16 protein-coding genes are annotated in these 23,300 nt (G+C 75.7%); 1 reads left to right on the top strand and 15 read right to left on the bottom strand.

What is annotated here, in order from left to right; genetic code table 11:
- Positions 1-200: 200 nt before the first annotated feature.
- From FB586_RS08185 to FB586_RS08115, 15 genes are all read right to left on the bottom strand, one after another.
- Positions 201-2,027: an ABC transporter family substrate-binding protein gene (locus FB586_RS08185; RefSeq protein WP_370741055.1), complete on the bottom strand. Its 1,827-nt coding sequence runs from the start codon at positions 2,025-2,027 to the stop codon at positions 201-203.
- Positions 2,028-2,231: 204 nt separating this feature from the next.
- Positions 2,232-3,317 (bottom strand): redox-regulated ATPase YchF, encoded by a 1,086-nt coding sequence (ychF, locus tag FB586_RS08180; protein ID WP_136518796.1) that lies wholly within the window; start codon positions 3,315-3,317, stop codon positions 2,232-2,234.
- A gap of 102 nt (positions 3,318-3,419) precedes the next feature.
- Complete coding sequence (locus FB586_RS08175) at positions 3,420-4,619, bottom strand: beta-ketoacyl-[acyl-carrier-protein] synthase family protein (protein ID WP_136518795.1); 1,200 nt, start codon at positions 4,617-4,619, stop codon at positions 3,420-3,422.
- A complete protein-coding gene (locus tag FB586_RS08170; protein WP_222928316.1) occupies positions 4,616-6,772 on the bottom strand; it encodes an ABC transporter permease family protein in 2,157 nt (718 codons plus the stop codon). Before FB586_RS08170 ends, FB586_RS08175 begins: the two co-directional genes overlap by 4 nt.
- A complete protein-coding gene (locus FB586_RS08165; RefSeq protein ID WP_136518794.1) occupies positions 6,769-7,455 on the bottom strand; it encodes an ABC transporter ATP-binding protein in 687 nt (228 codons plus the stop codon). Before FB586_RS08165 ends, FB586_RS08170 begins: the two co-directional genes overlap by 4 nt.
- A complete protein-coding gene (locus tag FB586_RS08160) occupies positions 7,452-8,690 on the bottom strand; it encodes a class I SAM-dependent methyltransferase (RefSeq protein WP_136518793.1) in 1,239 nt (412 codons plus the stop codon). The genes FB586_RS08165 and FB586_RS08160 overlap by 4 nt, the downstream gene beginning before the upstream one ends.
- Complete coding sequence (locus FB586_RS08155) at positions 8,687-10,138, bottom strand: aminotransferase class I/II-fold pyridoxal phosphate-dependent enzyme (RefSeq protein WP_136518792.1); 1,452 nt, start codon at positions 10,136-10,138, stop codon at positions 8,687-8,689. Before FB586_RS08155 ends, FB586_RS08160 begins: the two co-directional genes overlap by 4 nt.
- Positions 10,126-11,415 carry a glycosyltransferase gene (locus FB586_RS08150; protein ID WP_136518791.1) on the bottom strand — a complete coding sequence of 430 codons (1,290 nt, stop codon included), beginning with the start codon at positions 11,413-11,415 and terminating at the stop codon, positions 10,126-10,128. The genes FB586_RS08155 and FB586_RS08150 overlap by 13 nt, the downstream gene beginning before the upstream one ends.
- Positions 11,412-13,175 carry an ABC transporter ATP-binding protein gene (locus FB586_RS08145; protein ID WP_168800496.1) on the bottom strand — a complete coding sequence of 588 codons (1,764 nt, stop codon included), beginning with the start codon at positions 13,173-13,175 and terminating at the stop codon, positions 11,412-11,414. The genes FB586_RS08150 and FB586_RS08145 overlap by 4 nt, the downstream gene beginning before the upstream one ends.
- Complete coding sequence (locus tag FB586_RS08140; RefSeq protein WP_136518789.1) at positions 13,172-14,287, bottom strand: HesA/MoeB/ThiF family protein; 1,116 nt, start codon at positions 14,285-14,287, stop codon at positions 13,172-13,174. Before FB586_RS08140 ends, FB586_RS08145 begins: the two co-directional genes overlap by 4 nt.
- Positions 14,284-16,776, bottom strand: a complete 2,493-nt coding sequence (locus FB586_RS08135; RefSeq protein WP_168800495.1) for an ABC transporter permease — start codon at positions 16,774-16,776, stop codon at positions 14,284-14,286. Before FB586_RS08135 ends, FB586_RS08140 begins: the two co-directional genes overlap by 4 nt.
- Entirely contained in the window at positions 16,727-17,506 is a 780-nt protein-coding gene (locus FB586_RS08130; RefSeq protein WP_136518787.1) for an ABC transporter ATP-binding protein, read from the bottom strand. Before FB586_RS08130 ends, FB586_RS08135 begins: the two co-directional genes overlap by 50 nt.
- Positions 17,503-18,438 (bottom strand): lysophospholipid acyltransferase family protein, encoded by a 936-nt coding sequence (locus FB586_RS08125; RefSeq protein ID WP_136518786.1) that lies wholly within the window; start codon positions 18,436-18,438, stop codon positions 17,503-17,505. Before FB586_RS08125 ends, FB586_RS08130 begins: the two co-directional genes overlap by 4 nt.
- 969 nt (positions 18,439-19,407) lie before the next feature.
- Positions 19,408-20,967: a hypothetical protein gene (locus tag FB586_RS08120; protein WP_136518785.1), complete on the bottom strand. Its 1,560-nt coding sequence runs from the start codon at positions 20,965-20,967 to the stop codon at positions 19,408-19,410.
- On the bottom strand, positions 20,943-21,815 hold the full coding sequence (locus FB586_RS08115; RefSeq protein ID WP_136518784.1) for an ABC transporter ATP-binding protein: 873 nt from the start codon (positions 21,813-21,815) through the stop codon (positions 20,943-20,945). The genes FB586_RS08120 and FB586_RS08115 overlap by 25 nt, the downstream gene beginning before the upstream one ends.
- A 110-nt stretch (positions 21,816-21,925) precedes the next feature.
- Here FB586_RS08115 and FB586_RS08110 point away from each other — a divergent pair, with 110 nt between their 5' ends.
- Positions 21,926-23,281: a DNA recombination protein RmuC gene (locus tag FB586_RS08110; RefSeq protein WP_246036636.1), complete on the top strand. Its 1,356-nt coding sequence runs from the start codon at positions 21,926-21,928 to the stop codon at positions 23,279-23,281.
- Positions 23,282-23,300: the final 19 nt, after the last annotated feature.

The following is a 23,300-nucleotide window of genomic DNA, read 5'->3' as shown; positions in this document are numbered from 1 at the left end:
GCTTCGAACCCTTCATATCGCCCGGTTCGGGGGTCGTCCGCCGGGCGCCGAGCGGCGCCCCGGCGGACCCGGGCCCACGGATCGATGACGCACTGTACGCGCCCACGCGAGCACGGTGGGGCAGGGGGCGGACCCCTGCCCCACCGTGCGTGCCGCGCACGCCGGGCTCAGGCCGGCGGCGTCGTCAGCGGCGGGTCAGCTCACTCGGCGAGCTGCCACTGCTCGGCGTTCCAGAGAGCGCCGTTCTGCGTCGCGGTGAAGCGGACGTTCTGGACGTCCGTCGTGTGAGCGACGACACCGGGGTGAGCGAAGAGCGGGATGCCGTACAGCGTGTCCCACAGCTCCTTCTCGATGATCTTCGTCTGCTCGAGGTGCACCTCGGGGTCGAGCGACGCGGCGAGCGTGCTCCACGCCTCGTCGACCGCCGGGTTCGAGTACCCGCCGTAGTTCTGCGGGTAGTTCGTCGAGTAGATGTTCTGACCCGAGGCGATCTGGCCCGAGCCGGCCCAGGCGTAGAGCGCGACCTCGTAGTCACCGTTCGGGAGCGCGTTGGAGAAGAAGTCCGCCGAGCCCACGTCCTGGATGTCGAAGCCGGCCTGGTCGCAGCTGGCCTTGATCAGGGCGACCTCCTCCGTACGACGGGGGTTGGGCGCCGAGTAGCCGATGCGGACCGTGACGGGCGCGGTCACGCCGGCCTCCTCGAGCTTCGCCTTGGCGGCGTCGATGTCGACCTCGTCGTAGCGGCCGTCGTACGAGGCCTCGACGACCTCGTCGTAGTCGTCCTGGAAGGGGAAGACCTCACGCGCGTTCATGACGGTCGCCGTCTCGTTGACCGGCTTGATCAGCGTGTCGACGATCTGCTGGCGCGGGACGCAGAGCGCGAACGCCTCGCGAGCGGCCAGGCCGCCCTCCGCGTCGGAGAAGACCCCGTTGTTGAAGTTGTAGTCGAGGTGCTCCCACGTCAGCGACTGGCCCGTCTGGACCTCGACCTGGTCGCCCAGGCCCTCGAGCTGGCTGATCGTGTCGACCGTCGCCTGCGGCTCGATGACGTTGAGGTCACCGTTGGCGAGCGCCTGCAGGTGCGCGTCGGCCGCGAGGAAGCGGATCGTGATCCGGTCGGTCGCGGGCGGCGTGCCCCAGTAGTTCGGGTTCGCCTCGAGCGTGATCGACTGGCCGGCGGTCCAGCCGCCCTCCATGAGCTGGTACGGGCCGCCCGACGGCGCGATGGCCGGGTCGGGGAGCTCGCCCGGCGTCGGGGAGAGCCAGTTGTTCCAGAACTCGGCGGCGCGGGTGATCGTCGCGACGTCCTCGTTCTTGATCGCCTCGACGAGCTCCTCCTCGGTGATGCCGATCTGCTCCGCGACGACGTGCGCGGGCAGCAGGTAGGCGCCGGTGATGAGCTTCCAGTCCGGGTACTTCTCGGCGTACTCGACCGTGAAGGAGAGGTCGCCGCTCTCGCCCTGCGGGCCGGTGGGGACGTTGGTCTGCGTGTAGTCCGTGCCCGAGACGTGGTTGAACACCGGGTTCTCGGGGTCCGGGGAGAGCCACGCCGGGTTCTGCGACACCCACTCGAAGAGGAAGTCGGCGTAGTCGATCGGGTTGCCGTCCGACCACTCGACGCCGTCGTTCACCGTGTACTCGATGACGAGCGGGTCGTCACCCTCGAGCCCGGAGACGACCTCGGCGGTGCCGAACTCCTCGTTCGGGTAGATCGTGCCGTCGGTGCCGAAGTAGAAGAAGCCGCCCGGGTTCAGGCGGTCGCTCACGGCCGAGTTGTACGTCGAGTAGGTGTCCGCGGTGAACGCGTTGTACCCGGTCCACTCGTCCTGGCCGATCGAGTAGAAGATCTCACCCTCGGCGGTCTCGGTGATCCCGAGGTCCTCCTTGGCGGTCGTGCTGGCCTCGCCGCCCTGCGACTCCGAAGGGCTGGCGGCCGGACCGTCCGCCTCGGGGCTCGTGCACGCGGCGAGCACGAGTGCCGTCGCGGCGAGCGCCACGACGGTCGTTGACCTGCGTGTCGTCCTCAATGTTCCTCCTGACGGGCATGGCGTCCGGGCGCTGCCGAGAGGCACACTCATGACCGGACATCCACGATGGATGCAGGCGAGAGTACATCGGCAAATCCCGACATATGGGACAGGCCACCCGAGGTGAATCGATCGTTACGGATTCGATACTGGGCAGTACGTCTCAGAAACTGAGACGCAACGCTGCGGTAACGCAGGGTGACGTCAGACGTTGAAACGGAACTCCACGACGTCGCCATCGGCCATGACGTAGTCCTTGCCCTCGATGCGGGCCTTGCCCGCCGCGCGCGCCGCCGCGACCGAGCCCGCCTCGACGAGGTCGTCGAACGAGACGACCTCCGCCTTGATGAAGCCCTTCTGGAAGTCGGTGTGGATCACGCCCGCGGCCTGCGGGGCCGTCCAGCCCCGGCGGATCGTCCAGGCGCGCGACTCCTTCGGCCCCGCGGTCAGGTACGTCTGCAGGCCGAGGGTGTGGAAGCCGACCCGGGCGAGCTGGTCGAGGCCCGCCTCCTCCTGGCCGTTCGCCTCGAGCATCTCGCGCGCCTCGTCGGGCTCGAGCTCGACGAGCTCGGACTCGAACTTCGCGTCGAGGAACACGGCGTCGGCGGGGGCGACGTGCGCGCGCAGGTCCGCCTGCATCGCGGTGTCCGCCAGGCCCTCGTCGTCGGTGTTGAAGACGTAGATGAAGGGCTTCGTCGTCATCAGCTGGAAGGACGCGAGGTCCGCCAGGTCGAGGCCTGCGGCCGCCGCGCCCTGGAACAGGGTCGTGCCCTGCTCGAGGAGGGCGAGCGCCTTCTGCGCCGCGGCGAGCTCGGCGGCGTCGGCCTTCTTCGCCCGCACCTCCTTCTCCAGGCGCGGCACGGCCTTCTCGAGCGTCTGCAGGTCCGCGAGGACGAGCTCGGTGTGGATCGTCTCGATGTCGTCCTTCGGCGAGACGCGGCCGTCGACGTGCACGACGTCCGGGTCGGCGAACGCGCGCGTCACGACGCAGATCGCGTCCGCCTCCCGGATGTTGGCGAGGAACTTGTTGCCCAGGCCCTCGCCCTCGCTCGCGCCGCGCACGATGCCGGCGATGTCGACGAAGGACACGGTCGCGGGCAGGACCCGCTCCGAGCCGAAGATCTCCGCGAGCCGGTCCAGGCGCGGGTCCGGCAGCGGGACGACGCCCACGTTCGGCTCGATCGTCGCGAACGGGTAGTTCGCCGCGAGGACCTGCGCGCGCGTCAGCGCGTTGAAGAGGGTGGACTTGCCGACGTTGGGCAGTCCGACGATGCCGATGGTGAGCGCCACGGGGTTCCACTCTACGCGGGGCCGGCGCACGTCGACGGCGGCCCCGCGCGCCCCGCGACGACGCGCTCCGCGGCAGGCACCGCACGGGCACCGCCTCCTGCGTCAGCGTGCCAGCGCGATGGAGGCGTTGTGCCCCCCGAACGCGAACGAGTTCGACACCGCGAACGGTGCCGTGAACGGCGCCGGCCCCTCGAGCACGAGGTTGAGGTCGATCTCGGGGTCGACGTGCTCGGGCAGGACGTTCACGGTCGCGGGCGCCACCCGGTCGCGCAGCGCCAGCAGGCACGCGACCACCTCGAACGCGCCCGCCGCACCGAACGGGTGGCCGTACGCCGACTTCGTCGACGACACGAGCGGCCGGTGCGGCAGCACGCTGCCGATGGCCTGCCCCTCGAGCGCGTCGTTGAGCGGGGTGGACGTGCCGTGCGCGTTCACGTACCCGACGTCCTGCGGGTCGAGGTCCGCCCGCGCGAGCAGACCCTGCATCGCCCGCCGCATGCCGTCCACGTCGGGCGCCAGCAGCGAGCGGGCGTCGGACGTGCCGTGGTAGCCCCGCACCTCGCCCAGCACCCGCGCACCCCGGGCGAGTGCCGCGTCGCGGTCCTCCAGCACGCACATCGCGGCGCCCTCGGCCATGACGAAGCCGGACCGGTGCCGCGAGAACGGGACGGACGCCGCACCCGGGTCGTCCGACGACGTCATGGCCCCCAGCTGCCGGAACGGCTCCAGCACCTGGTCGACGACGCACGCCTCCGCCCCGCCCGCGAGCGCGACGTCGACGTCCCCGTCCCGCACGCGCCGGTACGCCTCGCCGATCGCGACCGTGCCGGAGGCGCACGCGGAGGCGTACGTGAGCGCCTCCCCGCGGGCGCCGACGTGGATCGAGAGGTTCGCCGCGATCATGTTCATCAGGGCCTTGGGCACCACGAGCGGGGTCATCCGGCGCAGGCCGTGCACGGCCGACTCGCTGAACTCCTCCGACAGCGTCCCGACGCCCGCGATCGAGCTCCCGACGTACACGCCCGCGTCCGCGAGCCGGCCCGGGTCCACGTCCGCCTGCGCCAGCGCCTCCTGGGCGGCGCGCAGGGCCATTCGCGTGCACCGGTCCGTGTAGCGGCGCACCCGTGGGGGCCACCCGTCGTCCCACCCCGGCGGCACGACCGAGACGAGGCTGACGCCCTCGACCGCCGACGGCGTGAACGACGTCCGGCCGGCGAGCAGGGCCGCCCAGAACGCGTCCGCACCGACCGCGAGCGGGCTCACGACGCCCATGCCCGTGACGACGACCCGTCGCCGGCTCATGCGCGGGCCACCCGGGTGCGCGAGCGCCAGGCCACGACGGCGAACGTCGCGAGCACCACCGCGGTCGTCACCAGCAGCGGCACCGGGGCGGCGCTGGCCGGCACGTACGACGTGAACGTCGCCATGATCCGGTCGAAGAACTCCCGCACCATGACCCGCGCACCCAGGTAGGCCAGGGCGACGAGGAGCACCACGGCGGGCACCGTGAAGCCGAACAGCGCCCGGTTGACGCCCGCCGCGCCGATGCCGTTCTGGCGCAGGACGCGCACCATGTCCGCGCGCGTCGCGTGCGTGAAGCGGTACACCGACCACAGCAGCAGCACGAGCATCGCGAGCGCGATCCCCACGAGGAGCGAGACCTGGGCGTCGATGATGCGCACGATCTGCGCCCCCGACGACACGACGGCCTCCCGGCTCACGGTCGGCACCACGTCCTCCAGGTCGGGGTGCGCGCCGGCCGTGAACAGGACCGGCAGCGCCGCCGCCGCGCCGCCGTCGGCGGTCGTCGGCGGGGCGAGGTCGGGGTCGACGTCGTACACCATCGCGGACGTCCGGCTGCCGGCGACGGCCGCGACCTCGAAGCGGAAGGCCCGGGTGCCGGTGGCGTCCGCGAGCCGCACGGTGTCGCCCGCGGCGACGTCGTACTTCTCCGCGAACGCGCGTGTGACGGTGGCCCCGTCCTCCCCCACCGGGAACATGCGCGACCCGGGTGCGACGGTCAGCACGACCTGCGCGACCCCCTCGGCGTCGTACAGCGTCGACATGAGCGCGGGCTCGTCGTCGGGCCGGTCGCGGGCCGGTGGCCCGGCGGCCGCCAGGTACATGCGGGAGTAGGGCGTGTCGTCCGCGAGGGACGCCACCCACTCGTCGACCGACGTCTTCAGGAGCAGCGCGAAGTTGACGAACAGCGCGACGACGGCGACGAGCACGAGGAGGGAGAGGGGCTCGCGCGGGGCGCGCGCGGCCGTGACCACACGCAGCCGCAGGCCGACGTCGCGCACGGCCCGCAGCCCCAGGGTCGACGGGCGCGGCGCGCGGACGAGGGCCCGGCGCCGCGCCGACCGGACGGGCGGGCGGGCCACGAGACGCTGCACCACCAGGTCCGCCAGCAGGAGCAGCACGAGGGTGCCGAGGCTGAGGGACCAGAGCACGGCGCCGTCCAGCTCGATCCGCGGGTAGTTGTAGAGCGCACCGTTGATCCCCATGACCGGACGGGCCGCCACCGCGCAGACGGCGGTCGCGACGGCCCACGCCAGGACCAGCGTCACGGCGGTCTCCACGCGGTAGTGCGGCGCGGTCGCGCTCCCGAGCCCCAGGCGGTCGAAGGTCGCCCGCGCCGCCGCCTCCGACCGCCGCGTCTCGAAGTGGTAGACCGCGAGCAGCGCGACGACGACCGCGGTGAACACGGCGAAGATCAGCACCGCCAGGTCGCGCGGCGCCTCCGAGTCCCCCAGCACCTGCTGGATGCGCGAGTTGTTCGCGGCGTCGCGCACCATCACGGGGTCGAGGTCGGTGACGAGGCGGTCGAACGTCGCCGCGTCGTGCACCGCCACGTACTCCGACGCCCGGGCCGCGTACCGGTCGTCGAACGTCGGCGCCGGGACGAAGCCGATGCCGAACCGGTCGGGGTTCGGCTGCAGCTCCAGCTCGCTGCTCTTGGTCGTCATGTAGTCGGGCGCCGTGGCGAGACCGGCCAGGTGGTACTCGTCGTCGCCGAGCCGGACCCGCTCCCCCGGCACCAGCCCGTGGTGGTCGGCGAACCGGGCGTCGAGCAGCAGGTCGTCACCGTCGCGCAGGTCGCGGCCCGCGACGACCTGGTAGGTGTTCACCTCCGCCCGCGGCGGGAAGACCCGGACCGACGCCTCCGCGACCCCGCCCAGGTCCACGCTGCGGACGAGCTCGACGCCGTCCTGCGCGAGCAGCCCGTCCCGTCCGTCGGCACGGGGACCGAGCTGGAACTGCCCCGCCTCCTGCCGGTGGTCCTCCGCGAAGGCGTGCAGACCCGCCAGGACGCTCGAGGACGCCACCACGAACGTGTTGGCCAGGCCGAAGCCGGCCACGACGACGAGCCCGATGGTGAGCAGGTCCGCCCAGGACCGGCGGGCCCGGCGCAGCACCCGGCGTGCGAGGTGCCGGCGCAGCGGGGCGCTCACCAGTCGACCTCGCGCGCGTCGGCCGGGACCGGGCGCGTCTCGTGCGTGACCCGCCCGTCGCGCAGGCGCACGACGTGGTCGCTGATCGCGGTCACCTTCTCGTTGTGCGTGATCATCACGACCGTCACGCCCGCGGTCCGGCTCAGGTCCTGCAGCACCGTGAGCACGTCCCGCCCGGACGCGGCGTCGAGCGCGCCCGTGGGCTCGTCGCAGAACAGGACGTCGGACCGCTTGTTGAGCGCGCGCAGGATCGCGGCCTTCTGCCGCTGCCCGCCGGAGCAGTGCGCGGGGAAGTGGTGCAGCACGTGCCCGATCCCCCACGCGTGCGCCGTCTGCTCGACCTCGGTGCGGACCGCGCGGTCCAGGCCGATGTTCTCCAGCAGCGTCAGGTCGCCGATGAGGTTGTGGTCCTGGAAGACGAACCCGATGCCGTCGCGGCGGAACGCGTCCCGCTCGCGGCGCGACATGCCGTGCACGTCGCGGCCGCCGACCCGCACCGAGCCGGCGTCCACGGGCTCGAGCCCCGACAGGCACGACAGCAGCGTGGACTTCCCGGAGCCCGACGGGCCGAGGATCGTGCAGAACGACCCCTGCCGGACGTGCAGGTCCACGCCGTGCAGGACGGGCGTGCCGCCCGCACCGCCGGTCGCGTACGTCTTCACCAGGTCCTGCGCGACGATCACGCGGTCACCTCCTCGAGCACGGGGGCCGCAGTGCCGCGCACGTCCTCGGCGCGGCGGGCCAGGACGAACCAGGAGTAGTACATCGAGTCGGCGGGCAGGACCTCGTCGACCACGAGACCCGCCGCCGCGAGCTCGTCCACCGTCTCCTGCCAGTAGGCGACCGAGGCGAAGTCCGACAGCGTCCGGTTGAGGAGCGCCTCCGCGCGGACGAGGACGTTGCCGACCGCGCACAGGGCGAGCTGGAGCCCCGGCAGCGGCGACCGGTCCCGCACGAGGACCTCCTGCATGTGCTCGACGTCCGGGAAGTACTGCCCGAGGACGAACGTGCCGCCGGGGTTGAGGGAGTCGCGCACCCGCGCGTACAGGCGCGCCCGCTGCTCGGCCGTCAGGTAGAAGACCATGAAGCTGGACAGCGCGACGTCGAAGGTCTCGACGACGGGCTCGTCCCCGAAGGTCCCCTCCACGACCTCGACCCCGGGGTGGGCGGCCACGCGCCGCCGCGCCGACTCCGCGACGTGCGGCTGCCGCTCGACGCCCACCGCCCGGCGCAGCCCGGGCAGGGCGCGGGCAGCCGCACCCAGGTGCCGGCCCTCGCCGCAGCCCACGTCGAGGAGGGTGCGCGGCTGCAGGCGGCGCAGGAGCCGCTCGAACGGGCGCCGCGTGTACAGGTCGAACGCCAGCGCGCCGAGGTCCGAGTAGAAGTCCGCCGGGAACGACGGGGCCACGCGGCCGGTGAAGGACATCCGCTCGAGCTCGGCGACGTACCCGGCCAGGACCAGCAGGTAGCGGACGTCGTCGCGGCGCAGGCCCCGCCCGCCGGCCCCCGTCCGCGCGCGCTCCACCAGGTCGCGGACGCGCGCGTGGTCGGCCGCCGCACGGCGGCGCAGGGGCGACGTGCCGCCGGCCCCGCGCCGGTAGGCGGCGTCCAGCGCCGGCCCCGCGGGCCCGTCCCTCACCACGTCGACGGCACGGGCCAGGGACACGAAGTCGTGGTGCGTCGGCAGGTCGGCGCCCGGCCGCGGGGACAGGTCGCCGTCGGGGAAGTGCCGGTCGACCAGCCCGAGCACGACGTGGCGCACGTACCCCGGCAGGGCGTCGAGCACCGACAGCGCGAGCAGCGGCGTGCTGCGGGTGCCGAGCGCGTGCGCGGCCCGCACGAGCAGGCGTACCGACGCGGGCCGGCCGGACGGCGGCGCCGCCTGCGCGCGGCGCCGCTGGATCTGCGCGTACCTCATCGCGGCACCGCCACCTCGGCGAGCGCGGCCAGCGCGTGCGCCACGTCGTGGTCGGTGTGCGCGCGGGACACGAAGAACCGCAGCCGTGCCAGCTCGTCCGGCACCGCGGGGTACAGGATCGGCGCGACGTCGACGCCGCGGTCGGCGAGAGCGACGGACCACGCGAGGGCGGTCGCGGAGTCGCCCGCGATCACCGGCACGATCGGCGTGGCGTCGCTGCGCCCCGCGTCCAGCCCGAGCGCACGCACCCCCGCGCGCAGCCGGTCGGCCACGGCCGTCAGCTCGTCGACCATCTCCGGTCGTTCCTCCAGCAGCCGGATCGACTCCAGCGCGGCGGCGGCGTTCTGCGGGGTCATGCCGACGCTGAACACGAAGCCCGGCAGGGTGTAGCGCAGGTACTCCACGAGCCGCCGGCTGCCCGCCAGGTAGCCGCCGCAGCTGTTGAACGCCTTGCTCAGCGTCCCCATGAGGAGGTCGACCCGGGCCGGGTCGACACCGAAGTGCGCGCACACGCCCCGCCCGCCCGGTCCGACGGTGCCCACGGAGTGGGCCTCGTCGACGAGGAGGAAGGCGTCGTGCCGCTCGACCACGTCGAGCAGCTCGGGCAGCGGGCACAGGTCCCCGTCCATGCTGTACGCGCCCTCGACCGCGACGACGACGTGGCGGAACCGGCCCCGCACCCGCTGCAGCTCCCGGTCCAGCGCGGCGGCGTCGTTGTGCGGGAACGGCTTGCGCCGTGCGCCCGAGAGCAGCGCGCCCTGGACGAGGCTGTTGTGGGCCAGCGCGTCGTGCAGGACGAGGTCGTCGGCCCCGGCCACGTGCCCCAGCACGCTGACGTTGGTCGCGTGGCCGCCGACGAGGACGAGGGCGTCCTCGGCGCCGACGAACCGCGCCACGGCCCGCTCGAGCTCGGCGTGCAGCGGCACCTCCCCGCCGATGAGCCGGCTCGCGGAGACGGACGTGCCGTACCGCTCGACCGCCGCGCGGACGGCCGCCGTGACGCGCGGGTGCCCGTTCGTCGCGAGGTAGTTGTAGAGCGAGAACGTCACCAGCTCGGTGCCGTCCCGGCGCAGCACGCGCGCGGCGACGGCGTCGCGCGGCGCGAAGTAGGGCAGCGCGGGCTGCTCGGCGAGCATGTCGTGGAACTGCGTGACCTCGGGGGTGCCGTCCAGGCGGAGGCGGGGGGCCGGCGGCGCCGGCAGGGCGCCGAGCAGGGTGCGCAGCTCGAGCTCGAGCAGCCCGAACGTCAGGTCGCGGCGCGTCGCCCACGACGGGTCGATCGCGCGCACGCCCGGGTAGGTGCGCGCGAGGGTCGCGAACAGGTCCATCAGCATGATCGAGTCGAAGCCGAGGTCGTCGGCGAGACGGTGCCCGTCCTCGATCTCGTCGAGGTCGTAGGACGCGATCTGGGCGACGGTCCGGCGGATGTCCGTGCTCAAGGCGTGCACGTGCTCTCCTCTCCTCGTGGTCGCCCCGAGGTGACGAGGCGATGGATCTCGTCGGCGGCGCGGGTCGCGCCGTCGACGCCGTGCAGCAGGCCCTGCAGCCGTCGCGCGCCCGCCCGCAGGGCCGGGTCGCGCACCACGGCGGCCACGCGCGCCCGCAGGCGGGGCGTGCCGACGTCGCGGGGCCGGGCGGCCAGCGCCGCACCGTGCCGCACGCACTCGTCGACGTTCCAGCGCTGCTCCATCTGCAGCCCGATGCCGACGAACGGCACGCCCTGCACGACCGCCGCCTGGACCGTGCCCTCGCCGCCGTGCAGCACGGCGGCGTCGACGAGCGGCAGCACCTCGTGCGTGGGCAGCAGGTCGGTCAGCAGCACGTGCGGCCCCAGCTCGGCCGCGAGCCGCGCACGGGTCGGCGCGTCCAGGTAGTGCCCGACCGGCGCGACGACGGTCACCGGCATCGCGGCGAGGGCGCGCACGGCACGCACGACGAGGCGCCGGTCGGCGGAGCTGCCGAGCCCGAGGTAGACGACGGGCCGCGTCGAGGCCTCGACCGCGGACCGCACCGCGTCCGGCAGCGCGCCGCCCAGCCGCGCGAACACCGGGCCGACGTGCGCGTACCCCGGGGGCAGCGGGACGTCCTCGACGAACCCGGTCATCGACGTCAGGAGGTTCAGGTCGGCCTCGAGCGCGTGCACCGTCGGCCGTGGCAGGCGCACGCCGTGCTCCCGTGCGACCACGTCGAAGGCGCGCGGCCTCGCCGTGACGTGCGGCGCGACGGCACGGGTGACGCGCGCGGCCGCCCGGTCCAGCGCCCGGCCCGCCGGCGTCGTCCCGCCGGACAGCGGCACGTGCCGCAGGCGCGCGAGGTGCGGGACGCTGAACGCCCAGGGCTTGACGTGCACGAGCGGCACCCCGGCCGCACGGGCGGACACGAGCTGCGTGAGCGTCATCCCGATGACGACGGCCGCGGCGTCGAGCTCCCGGATCAGCGCGACCTCGGACGCGACGCGGGCGCGCACCGTCGGCACGTCGAACGGGTGCCGGACGCCGCGCATCTGGTCGACCCGCAGCAGCTGGTCGGCCTGGCGGTCCGTCAGCCGCGGCTGCAGGGCGCGGTACTCCAGCCCGGCGTCGCGCACGAGGCCGGCGTAGCGCTCGCTGTACCCGGCCACCACGCACCGGTGCCGGTCGCCCAGGGCACGGGCGACCTGGATCGCGCGCGTCGTCTCCGCGAGGTTGAACGTCTCGGGTGCGAGCAGCACCGTCCGGCGCGTCACGGCACCGGCTCCGCGACGAGCTGGCCCGCGACCATGCGGCGGTACAGCGGCTGACGTGCGACCAGCTCGTCGTGCGTGCCGCGGTCCACGACCCGGCCGCGGTCGACGAGGACGATCTCGTCGCAGTCGAGGACGGTCGACAGCCGGTGCGCCACCACGACGACCGTGCAGGTGCGCGCCACCGCGCGCACGGCGTCCAGGACCCGCCGCTCGCTCTCGCCGTCCAGGCTGGACGTCGCCTCGTCCAGGAGCAGCAGCCGCGGCTGCGCGACGAGCGACCGGGCCAGGGCGAGCCGCTGCCGCTCCCCGCCGGACAGGGCGCGGCCGGCCTCGCCCGCGTCGGCGTCGAGCCCGCCCGCGCGCTCCACGACGTCCGCCAGGCCGACCGCGTCGAGCACCCGCCGGCAGCGCTCGTCGTCGGCGCCCGGCGCGGCGAGCGTGAGGTTCTCGCGCAGCGTGCCGCTCAGGACCGGTGCGTCCTGCTCGACGTAGCCGAGCAGGCCCCGCAGCCGGTCGACGGGCAGGTCGCGCACGTCGTGGCCGTCGAGCAGGATGCGGCCGGCCGTCGGCTCGTGCAGCCGGGCGAGCAGGCCGAGCAGCGTCGACTTGCCCGCACCGCTGGGGCCGACCACCGCCAGGCGGGTGCCGGCGGCCACCGCGAGGCCCAGCCCGTCGAGCGCGGCGCGCGGCGGGCCGTCCTCGACCGGGTACGCGTACGACACGCCCTCGAGCTCCACGCCGACCGGTCCCGGACCGGGGGCCACCACCGGCGGCGTCCCCTCCCGCCCCACGGGCAGCCGCGGCTCGGCCGGCAGCGCGGCCGCCGACCGGACCCGGCCGACCGCGCCGGCGGCCTCCGCGAACGCCCCGGCGGCGGCGAAGCACTGGTTGAGCGGCACGACCATGAGGAAGGCGAAGAGCGCGAACTCCACGAGGCGACCGACCGGCAGCCCGCCCACCGCGACCCGTACGCCCCCGACGCCCAGGACCGTGAGGACGGCCAGGTGCACCGTCACGGTCGACACCGGGGAGATGACCACCACGGCCCGGGCGAGCGCCAGCCCGGCCGAGGCCGCCTCCTCCGCCCTCCGCCCGACGGCCGCCGTCTCCCGGTCGGTCGCGTTGCTGACGCGGATCGTGCGCAGCCCGCGCACGCTGCGCTCGAACGCCTCCGACAGGCGGCCCGAGGCCGTCCTCAGCTCGGCGCTCGCCCGCTCGACCCTGCCCACCAGCAGCAGCACGGCCACGGCCGCCAGCGCGACGACCGCCACCGTGACCAGCGCCAGCGGCACGTCGACGACGAACATCGCGGCCAGTGCCCCGACCAGCAGCGGCGCCGCGCCGAGCACCGCCGACGCGCACTGCGCGAGCGAGGTCCGGACGGCCGCGGTGTCCGCGGTCATCCGGGAGACGACGTCGCCGGTCCGGGTCGACGCGAGGGCGTCCACGCGGGCGTGCAGGACCCCGGCCGCGAGCTCGCGCCGCAGCCCGAGCACGACCTGCTCGACGGCGCGGTGCACCCCCCACAGCTGCGCACCGGCCAGCAGGCCGGCCGCCAGCAGCGCGGCCACCAGCGCACCCACCCAGGTGCCGACGGGCTCCCCCGCCTCGACGCCCGAGACGACGTGCCGCACGAGGACCGGCTGCGTGAGGGTCGCCGCGGCCGCACCGAGCCCGGCGAGCGCCGCCAGGCCCAGCGCCGCCCGGGGCGCCCGCAGCCGGCGCAGCAGGTCGCGCCGCGCCCCCGGCCCGGCGCTCACGACGGCTCCCGCAGCCGGCCGGGGCCGGCGCACGTCGCGCACCCCGGACGCCCCTGCACGGGGCGGACGCGCCACTCCAGCGTCATGACGTCGAGCTCGCGCACCTGGTCGGCGAGCGCCGGCGGCACGCCCAGGAGCAGGCGCAAGGACTCCCACGCCATGACCGCGGCGACGAAGGCGGTGACGGCGCCGATGCTGCCCGACCCCGCGCCGCGGCCCTTGAGCGGACGCAGCGCGCGCGTGCCGTGGTCGTCCGCCGTCGCCTGGCGCACGCACGCCCAGCACACCGTCCGGCCGGGGATGACGCTCGTGCCCGGCACGCCCAGGTTGGCCCCGTACGCGCCGCCCACGACGTGCGGCGTGCCGGTGGCGTGGGCGACGGTCGCGACGAGGTCGGACGCGAGGCTGACGCTGGGCCGGTCCGCGCAGCAGACCAGGAGGTCGGCGCCCTCGACGAGCGGTGCCAGGTCGCCCGGCCGCTCCACGTGCACCGGGTGCCCCACGACCTCGACGCCCGGTGCGACCCGGCGCAGCGCGGCCGCCGCGGCGTCCACCTTCGCGGCGCCGACGTCGCCGTCCCCGTAGAGCATCTGCCGGTTGAGGTTCGTCACCTCCACCCGGTCCGGGTCGACGAGCACGAGGCGGCCGACGCCCGCGAGCGCCAGCGAGTGCAGCAGCCAGGAGCCGGCGCCGCCGACGCCCACGACGGCGACCGTGCCCCCGGTCAGACGGGCCTGCAGCTGCGCCGCCGAGGTCGGCAGCTCGTCGTGCACGTCGATGAGCTCGGCGAGGAAGCGCCGCTGCCGCTCGTGGCGGTCGTCGCCCGCGCCGACCTCGGCGCGCCGCAGCAGGCCCTCGTCGCGGAGCGTGCGCAGGACGTCGTCGAGCCGCCCGGGCGTGAACCCGTCCGAGCCCGCGAGCTCCGCGGCGAGCTCCGGCACGGTGCGCGTGCCGTCCAGCCGCGGGATGAGGTCGACCACGAACGGCGGCACGGTGAACTCCTTGACCCGCAGCTCCATGAGGCAGCGGAACTGCACGCGCCGGCCGTCGGTGAGCACGACGACGGAGTCGCGGACCTGCGGGCGCGCCCCAGGCCCCGCGACGGCCGTCACGAGGCCCTCATCGCGACGACGGGGTCGACCCGCGCGGCCCGTCGCGCGGGGCCGACGGCCGCGGCCGCCATCGCCACGAACGTCAGCGCGACGACCACGACGAGCGGCCACACCGTCGGCCGCGGGGTCACGGACGTGCGCAGCATCGCGCCGACGGCGTCGGTGAGCAGCACGCCGGCGAGCAGCCCGACGGGGACGGCGAGGACGACCGCGGACCCGGCGACGAGGACCGCCTCCCGCAGCACCGACGACCGCAGGTCCCGTGCGCCGGCACCGGTGGCCCGCAGCACCGCCAGCTCGCGGGAGCGGGCCAGCACCGCCACGTTCAGCACGCCCGCGGAGCCGACGGCACCGAGCACGAGCATGAGCACGACCACCGCCAGGACCGCGGCGGAGTAGGTCGCGAGCTCGCGCTGGGCGCGGGCGCGCATGTCGGCGGCGGTGAGGACCACCGCGCCCGGCACGTCGGCGACCTCGGACGCCACCGCGTCCCGCAGCGCGCGCACGTCCGAGCCCGGCGACGCGCGCACGAACCACTGGCGGGTCCCCTCCACGCCGAGCGCCGCGGCGGCCCGGCGGTCGACGACGACCTGCAGACCCGTCGACAGCGACGCGTAGGTCCCCGCCGTGACGAGCTGCACGCGGGCGCCCTCGCGCTCCACCGTGACCGGCTCGCCGACCCGGGCGCCGAGCTCCCGCGCGAGGGCGACGGGGAGCACGACCGCGCCTCCCGCGGCCAGCGCCGCGCGCGCCCGGTCCGGCTCCCCCTCGGACCAGGGCAGGTCCGCGACCTGGAAGTACTGCTCCGGCTCGACCGCGAGCACCGTCACCCGGGCCTCGCCGGTCCCCGCCCGGACCAGTGCGTCGGCGGTGGCCGTCCCGGCGACCGTCCCCGCGCCGGGCACCGCGGCGACCCGCCGCGTCAGCTCGTCGTCCGTCACCGGGACGGGGAGCACGACCTGCACGTCGGCCCCGAACTGCACGCCGATCTGCCGCACCGTCGCGGCGCCCACCGAGCCCACGGCCACCGTGCACGCGACCCCGAGGGCCACCACGGCGGCGCACGTCGCGGCCACCCCGCCGAGGGCCCCGTCGAGCGCGCGTCCCCGCGCGAGGCGGGTGGCCCACGAGCCGGCGACCCGGCCGGCGAGGAGGCGCAGCGCGTCCGGCGCGAGCAGGTGCGCCGCCGTGACGGCCCCGAGCGCCCCCACGAGCGCGAGGCCGGCGGGCCGGACGGGCAGCACCGCGAGCGCGAGCGCGGCCAGGACCAGGGCCGCACCGGCGACCCGCCGCACCCGCCCCGGCGCGCGGCGCGCCGACGTCCCCGGCTCCCCGCGCAGCGTCCGGACCGGGTCCACCGCCACGGCGCTGCGGGCGGGCCGGACGGCGCCGAGCAGGGCGGCGACGACCCCGACCGCCGCGGTCAGCGGCACCGCCCACGCCGGCACGCCGCCGGGCCCGGCGGGCAGGTTGCCCGCGGACGCCAGGAACCCCTCCAGCGCCCGGCCGGTGAGGAGCCCCAGCGCGAGGCCGAGCACGACGCAGGGCACCGCGACGACGAGCACCTCGGCCACGACCGAGCGGGCGAGCCACCCCCGCGGGGCGCCCGTCGCGCGCAGCACCGCGAACGCGGGCCGCCGCGCCAGCAGGACGGTGCCGAAGGCGGACGAGGCCAGCAGGGACGCGACCACGAGCGTCGCGACCGACACACCCACCAGGACGGCGGTGAGGGTCGCGAGCAGGGGCGCGGCCGCGGTGGCCAGGGCGGCGGTGTCCTGCACCTGCGTGCCCTCGGGCAGGTGCTCCGCGTGCCGCACCGCCCAGCGCCCGGGGTCGGTGCCCCCGCTCAGCAGCAGGTCGACGCGGGTCAGCCGGCCCGGCTCGGCGAACAGCTCCTGGGCGCGGGGCAGGTCGACGAACACGTTGTCGACCGCGAGCGCACCCAGCTCGCCGCCGGCGAGCACGCCGACGACCGTGAAGGTGTGGACCCCCCGTGCCCCCGCGAGCTCGACGGTGTCGCCCGTGGTCACGCCGAGCCGCTGCGCGACGTCGTCCGGGACGGCGACCTCCGCGCCGCCGTCCCCCGGCAGCCGGCCGTCCACGCGCAGGCGCGGGAGCTGCCCGCCCAGCTCGACGGGGTAGCCGGTGACGACGAGCCGCTCGGCCTCGTCCTGCCCGGCACCCCGGACGGACGTGCGCGAGCTGAACGTCGGCACCGCCAGCCGGACGTCGTCGAGCACCGCGAGCCCGGTCGCGGCGCCCTCGTCCATCGTGGTCCCGGCGAGCTCGGGCACGACGCCCACGTCGCCCAGCCCGCCGAGGGACTGCGCCTGGGCCGCCAGCTGCGCACCGATCGAGCGGGCGGCCACGAGGGTGCCGAAGAGCAGCGCGACGCCGAGCGTCAGGGCGACCGCGGCGGCGAGGTGCCGCCGCCGGTCGTCACGGACGCGCCGCCAGCCATCGACGAACTCGCTCCGCACCGGGGTCACCGCCCTCCGCCGCCATGTCCGCACGGGCACCGTGCGTGCGCAGCTCGTCGACGACCCGGCCGTCGCGCAGCGCCACCACCCGCCCGCAGCGCGCCGCCACCGCGGCGTCGTGCGTGACGACCACCAGGCAGGCCCCGGCGATCTCCTCGACGGCGGACAGCAGGAGGTCCAGCACGGTCGCGCCGTTCTCCTGGTCGAGGTTGCCCGTCGGCTCGTCCGCGAGCACGACGGGCGGCTTCCCGTACACGGCACGCGCGACCGCGACCCGCTGCTGCTGACCGCCCGAGAGCTCGTGCGGCCGCCGCTCCGCCAGGGCGCCGAGGTCGAGCAGCTCGAGGAGCTCCACGGCGTCCGGCTGCCACCCGCGGGCGGGGCGCCCGCCCACGACGTCCCGCAGCGCGACGTTCTCCAGCACCGTCATCGACGGGACCAGCTCGAACGTCTGGAAGACGAGGCCGACGTACCGGCGCCGCAGGGCCGCGCGCTGCTCGGCCGAGAGCGCGGCGACGTCCTCGCCCGCCAGCCGCACGGACCCGCTCGTCGGCGTGTCGAGAGCGCCGAGCAGGTGCAGCAGCGTCGACTTGCCCGAACCGGACGGCCCCATCACGGCGAGCGACTCGCCGGCGGCGACCTCCAGGTCGACGCCCCGCAGCGCCTCGACGGTGGCCCCTCCCCCGTCCCGGTACTCCCGCCGCAGCTGCGTGGCGACGACGGGCGCCGTGCCGCTCACGCGGGCACCGGCGCGGCGGGCAGCAGCGCGTCGAACTCGAACCAGATCTCCCACTCGCCGACGACGCCGGCCAGCAGCACGTCCTCGAGCGCGGACCAGACCGCGCGCACGGCCGGCAGGTCCTCCTGCGCGTCGCGCGGCGCCTCGACCGGCGGGTGGAAGGTCAGCCGGAACGTGCCGTCCCCCGTGCGCCGCAGGTCCAGCGGGAGCATCGGCGCCCCCGTCGACCGGCTCAGGAGTGCGGGCCCCAGGGGCGCGAGGACCGTGGTGCCGAGGAACGGCACGCGCTCGTGGTGCCGGTCGACCCCGCGCGGGTCCAGCTCGGGGAACATCGAGAACGCCCGGCCCGCGCGCAGCGCCGTGACGGCGCGCCGGAACGCGGCGCCGTCGCCGAGGCGGTGGGCCTCGATGGGCAGGTCGGGGAAGAAGGCGGCCGCCAGCTCGTCGAAGTTCATGCGGTTGTAGAGCGCCGTCGTCGCCACGTGGTGGGCCAGGACCGGGGACACCGCGTACGAGGGCCCGACGTGGAACGGCAGCGCGAGCACGCCGCGTCCGACCGCGAGCGCGTCCCGCAGGTGCTCGGCCCCGACGACCTCGACGACGGTGTCGAGGTCCTCGCGGCGGCCCAGCCACAGCGCGAGGTAGGTGCACTCCAGCTGCAGCCGGGGGCCGTAGCGCGCGAACGCCGTCGCGTCCTGCTCGAGGTCGCGCCCCGCGAGGGCGGGCGTCGACCGCATGCCGGACCGCGCACGGGCCGCGAGGGACTCGACGTCCTGGCCGGGGCCCAGCCCGGCCTCGTAGCGGGGCCGGTCGTGCTCCGCCAGCTCCTGCATCAGCTCCCAGGCGCGCTGCGGGCCGCACCGGCGCAGCGCCGCGTACAGGTCGAGCCGCGGGGGCAGGTCGAAGATCGTGAACAGGGGTAGCTGCGACATGGCGGCCTCTCGGCAGGCGGGTCCTGGGGGGCCCGGGGCGACGGTCGTCGTGGGGCGTGGACGGGCGCACGGCGTGCGGTCGGGACCGGTCCCGGCGCCGCGCCCTGCCGGCGCCGGGACCGGGCCGGTCAGGTGCACATGCAGTTGTTCTCGCAGGCGAGCGTCGCGCCCGAGCGCAGCTCCTCCTCGTTCGTCTTCTCCACCGTCGTCACCCCCTCTCGGCCGTCCCCACCGGTCCCCGCGCCTGTGCGAGGTCCCGGCGACCGCGTCGCACGCGGTCAGGTCACGTGCACATGCAGTGGTCGTTGCAGGCGAGCGTCGCGCCCGAGCGCAGCTCCTCGTCGTGGGTCTTCTCCATCGGTCTCACCTCCTCGCACGGCTCGGCCGGACATGACGACGCCAGGCGCCGCACGTCGGCACGGAAGGGACGGCACCGTCGTGCCAATAGCACGTCGACGCCGGGCTCGTGGGTCATTTCAGGGCGGCGTGACCGCAATTCCTGACGTCCACGTGAATGTCATGCGGCGGACGGCTCGCGCCGATCGGACGACGACGTCGTCGCACGGCCCCCACCGCGCCCCGCGGCCGCAGCGGCGGCCCGGGGAGCGGGCGATGTCTCCGGACGGGCCTAGGCCTCCAGGTCCCACACCTGCTGCACGCCAGTACCCCCTCGTCGTCGGCGCGCGTCCCGGACGGGACGCGCGTCAGATCACGGTCTGGTGGAGAAGAGCGGGACCGCCGCTGCACGGCGACAGCACCTATGTCCTTTTTCGGACAATTCCAGAGCGTAGGGGGGCCGGTGACGTGGAGTCAATGGCCTTCTCATTCTTCTGTGACTCGCGCGCCGGAACATCACCCGGGCAATGTGCAGCCGGGCGTCTGGACGATCGTCCATGAATTGCACGGCACGGGCCGTGACCGACCGTCACGACCGCGTGCAGCGGCCCCCACGGGCGCCGAGGGGCGCGGTCAGGGGAACGAGCGCATCCGCGCCAGCAGCTCCGGCGCACCACGGTCGAGCAGGCGCCCGCCCAGCACGACGCCGGCGACGAGCAGCGCGGCGCCGAGCAGCACGCCGACCACGAGCGCGGCCCAGCCGAACGCCGCCGACCCCTGCACGACCGCGAGCACCGCGAGCACGGTCGCGGGCAGGGTCAGCACGAACACCGCCGTGCCGCCGACGAGCTGCGAGGTGAACGCGACGGCGCTCGTGCCCTGCTTGGTCGAGAACGGGTTGTCCCCCGGCTGCTGCACCGGGTACACGACCATGGCCGAGACGACCGACGCCGCACCGAGCGCCGTGAGCAGCAGGCCGAGGCCCGCGCCGAGCAGGGCGGGCAGGTGCGCGAGGGCGTCCGCCCACGCGGCCGTCGCGACCGTGACGACGACCGTCGCGAGGGCGCCCAGCGCCCCCGCGACGACCACGCGGCCGCAGCGGTCCACGACGCCGCGCAGGGGCGCCGCGACGTGCGTCCAGAACGCGGTCCCGTCGTAGGCCACGTCGGCCGAGACGCTCCAGCCGACGAGCATGCCGGTCAGCGGGCCGGCGACCAGGACGAGGTCGCCGGCGCCCGACACGACCATGACGAGCGGGAGCACCGGCACGATGGCGACCGCCATGGCGTACCGCGGGTCGCGCACCCAGTACGTCGCCGCACGGGCCGCGATCGCGCCGGACTGCGTGGCGGGGAAGCGGGCGAACCAGCCCAGCCCGCGCGCCTTGACCTCGTGCGACGCGGACGCGGGCTGCACGAGCGTGCGCGTCAGCGCGCGGTCCCACACGAGGTAGGCGAGCGCGACCGTCGCGAGGGCGACCAGCAGGCGCAGCACGGCCGCGCCGGCGTCGCCCGCCACGACCGCCGGCGCGACCGCCCAGCCCGCGCCGAGCGGCGTCCACGCGAGCGCGTCCACGACGCGGCCGAGCCCGCCGGTGCCGAGCGCGGCGACCCCGTCGGTCAGCCCGCTGATGATCGGGCCGGTCATCGCCAGCAGCAGCACCGCGAGGACCGCGACGACCTCCCGCACCCGGCGTCGACCGATCACGCCCGCGAGGGCCGCGGTGCTCGCGCGCGCACCGACGACGCAGGCCGCGAGCGCCAGCAGCCCGCCCACCAGGCCGGCGAGGGCGGCGAGCGGCTCGCGCCACCACACCGCGGCGGTGCCGACGGCCAGCAGCGCCGTGACGACGCCCGGCACGCCGACCAGCCCCGCCAGCGTCAGCCCGACGAGCAGGTCGCGGCGCGGCACCCCGAACGTGACGAAGCGGCGGGGGTCGAGGGTCGCGTCCACGCCGAACGCGACCAGCGGGACGACCCACCAGCCGAGCACGAGGGCCGAGCCGAGCAGCACCAGGACCGTCTCCCGCAGCGCGGCGTCCTGCAGGGACAGCGCGACCAGACCCGCCCCGGCGAGCACGAGCACGCCCAGGCCGTACAGCGCCGCGACGACGAGGCCGAGCACCTGCCAGACGCTGCGCCGCAGGCCGTTGCGCAGCAGCGTGAGCTTCAGACGGACGAGGTGCCCAACCACTCCAGCCCCTCCCCCGTCACGCGACCGCCGACGAGCTCGACGAACCTCTCCTCCAGGGACCGGCCGGCACGGACCTCGTCCACCGTGCCCGCGGCCAGGACGTGCCCGCCCGCGATGACCGCGACGTGGTCGCACATGCGCTGGACCAGGTCCATGACGTGCGAGGAGACGACGACCGTGCCCCCGCCGGCGACGTAGCGCGCGAGGATCTCACGGATGTTCGCGGCGGAGACCGGGTCGACCGCCTCGAACGGCTCGTCCAGCACGAGCAGGCGCGGCGCGTGGACGAGCGCGCACGCGAGCGCCACCTTCTTCGTCATGCCCGCGGAGTAGTCGACGACGAGCGTGCTCGCGTCGGCGGTGAGGTCCATGGCGGCGAGCAGGTCGCGCGTGCGCGCCTCGACCGTGGGCCGGTCCAGGCCCTGCAGCAGCCCGGCGTACGTGATGAGCTGCGCACCCGTGAGGCGGTCGAACAGGCGCACGCCGTCGGGCAGCACGCCCAGGCCGCGCTTGACGACGTCGGGGTGGGCCCACAGGTCGACGCCCTGCACGAGCACCGTGCCGTGGTCGGGGCGCAGGAGCCCGGTCGCCATCGAGAGGGTCGTGGTCTTGCCCGCGCCGTTGGGGCCGACGAGCCCGTAGAACGAGCCGGCGGGGATCGTCAGGTCGACGCCGGCGACCGCGATCTTGTCGCCGAAGCGCCGCCACAGGCCGCGCAGCTCGAGCGCCGGCGCGGGCCCGGCGGCCGGCGCCGGGGACGCGGCGGGGACCCGGCCCGGGACGCCGGCCGCGGCGGGCGGGCCGGACGACGGGTGGGGGGACGGGCTCGGCGGGTGCTCGGAGACCATCGCGCCAGCATAGGTGCAGGTGGTGACGCCGGGCGGGACCGCCCGCCGCGGCCGGGCGGTCCCGCGGGGGTCGCCCGGCGGTGTCGGTGGGCCCTGGCACGCTGCGTGCCATGGTGCAGATGTCGGTCGCGACGCTCGTCCTCACGCTGCTCGGCGGCGTCCTCCTCGGCGCGCTGCTCGGCGGGGCCGCCGCGTGGGTCGCCGGGGGCGCGCGGGCCGCGCGGGCGGCCGAGCGGCGCGTGCGGGCGGCGGAGCTGGACGCGGCGCGCGCACGGTCGGTGCTCGAGGCCCGCGGCGAGGGCGACGACGAGCGGTTCCGCGCGCTCGCGGCCGACGCGCTCGGCGCCACGAGCGAGCAGTTCCTCGCCCTCGCCCACCAGCGGATGGCGGCGGAGCACCAGACGAGCGCGTCCGAGCTCGCGCGCCGCGAGGAGTCCGTGCGGACGATGGTCGAGCCGATCGCGCGCACGCTCGAGCAGGTGCGTGCGGAGCTCGCGACGGCGCAGCGTGCCCGTGCCGCGGGCGACGCCGCGCTGGGTGAGCAGGTCCGCGCGATGCGGGAGGCGTCGGAGCAGCTGCGCGGGCAGACCGCCCAGCTCGTGACGGCGCTGCGGTCGTCGCACGTGCGCGGGCGCTGGGGCGAGGTGCAGCTGCGGCGGGTGGTCGAGGCGGCCGGGATGCTCGCGCACGTCGACTTCGTCGAGCAGGCCTCGGTGCGCACCGACGACGGCGTGCTGCGCCCGGACATGGTGGTGCGGCTCGCGGGCGGCAAGAACGTCGTCGTCGACGCGAAGGTCGCGTTCCTCGGGTTCCTCGAGGCGGCCGAGGCCACGGACGAGCGCGTGCGGGCGGAGCGCATGGCGGCGCACGCCCGGCACGTGCGGGCGCACGTCGACGCCCTCGCAGCGAAGCGGTACTGGGACCAGTTCGCCCCGGCGCCCGAGTTCGTCGTGATGTTCGTGCCGGCGGAGTCGTTCCTGCACGCGGCCGTCGAGCAGGACCCCGGCCTGGTCGAGTACGCGTTCGAGAGCAACGTGGTGCTGGCGACGCCGACCACGCTGCTCGCGCTGCTGCGCACCGTCGCGTACGCGTGGAAGCAGGACGCGCTGGCCGCGAACGCGCAGCAGGTGCTCACGCTCGGCAAGGAGCTGCACGGGCGGCTCGCGACGCTCGGCGGCCACCTGACCCGGCTGGGCCGCGCGATCGACTCGGCGGCCGGCGCCTACAACCAGACCGTCGCGTCGCTGGAGACCCGGGTGCTGGTCAGCGCCCGCCGGTTCGCCGACCTGCACGTGGTGGACGGCGACCTGCCGACGCCGCCGCCGGCCGACCCGCGGCTGGCGACGGTCAGCGCGCCGGAGCTCGTGGCGTTCTCGACGGCGCAGGCGGTCGTGCTCGAGGAGCACGGGGCGCACGGCGTGGCGGTGGCCCCGGCCGACGACGGGGCGCGCAGCGGCACCCGGTGACGGCGTGCCCCCGGCGGCG

Origin of the sequence: Cellulomonas telluris (assembly GCF_004886325.1) — a bacterium.
GTDB classification, from domain to species: domain Bacteria; phylum Actinomycetota; class Actinomycetes; order Actinomycetales; family Cellulomonadaceae; genus Cellulomonas; species Cellulomonas telluris.
This window is presented reverse-complemented; position numbering and strand designations above follow the sequence as displayed.

Excerpts from the sequence above, each read along its gene's own strand:
- FB586_RS08125 (WP_136518786.1), bottom strand. The coding sequence starts at position 18,438 with ATGTCGCAGCTACCCCTGTTCACGATCTTCGACCTGCCCCCGCGGCTC.
- FB586_RS08110 (WP_246036636.1), top strand. The coding sequence starts at position 21,926 with ATGGTGCAGATGTCGGTCGCGACGCTCGTCCTCACGCTGCTCGGCGGC.
- FB586_RS08115 (WP_136518784.1), bottom strand. The coding sequence starts at position 21,815 with ATGGTCTCCGAGCACCCGCCGAGCCCGTCCCCCCACCCGTCGTCCGGC.
- FB586_RS08175 (WP_136518795.1), bottom strand. The coding sequence starts at position 4,619 with ATGAGCCGGCGACGGGTCGTCGTCACGGGCATGGGCGTCGTGAGCCCG.
- FB586_RS08160 (WP_136518793.1), bottom strand. The coding sequence starts at position 8,690 with ATGAGGTACGCGCAGATCCAGCGGCGCCGCGCGCAGGCGGCGCCGCCG.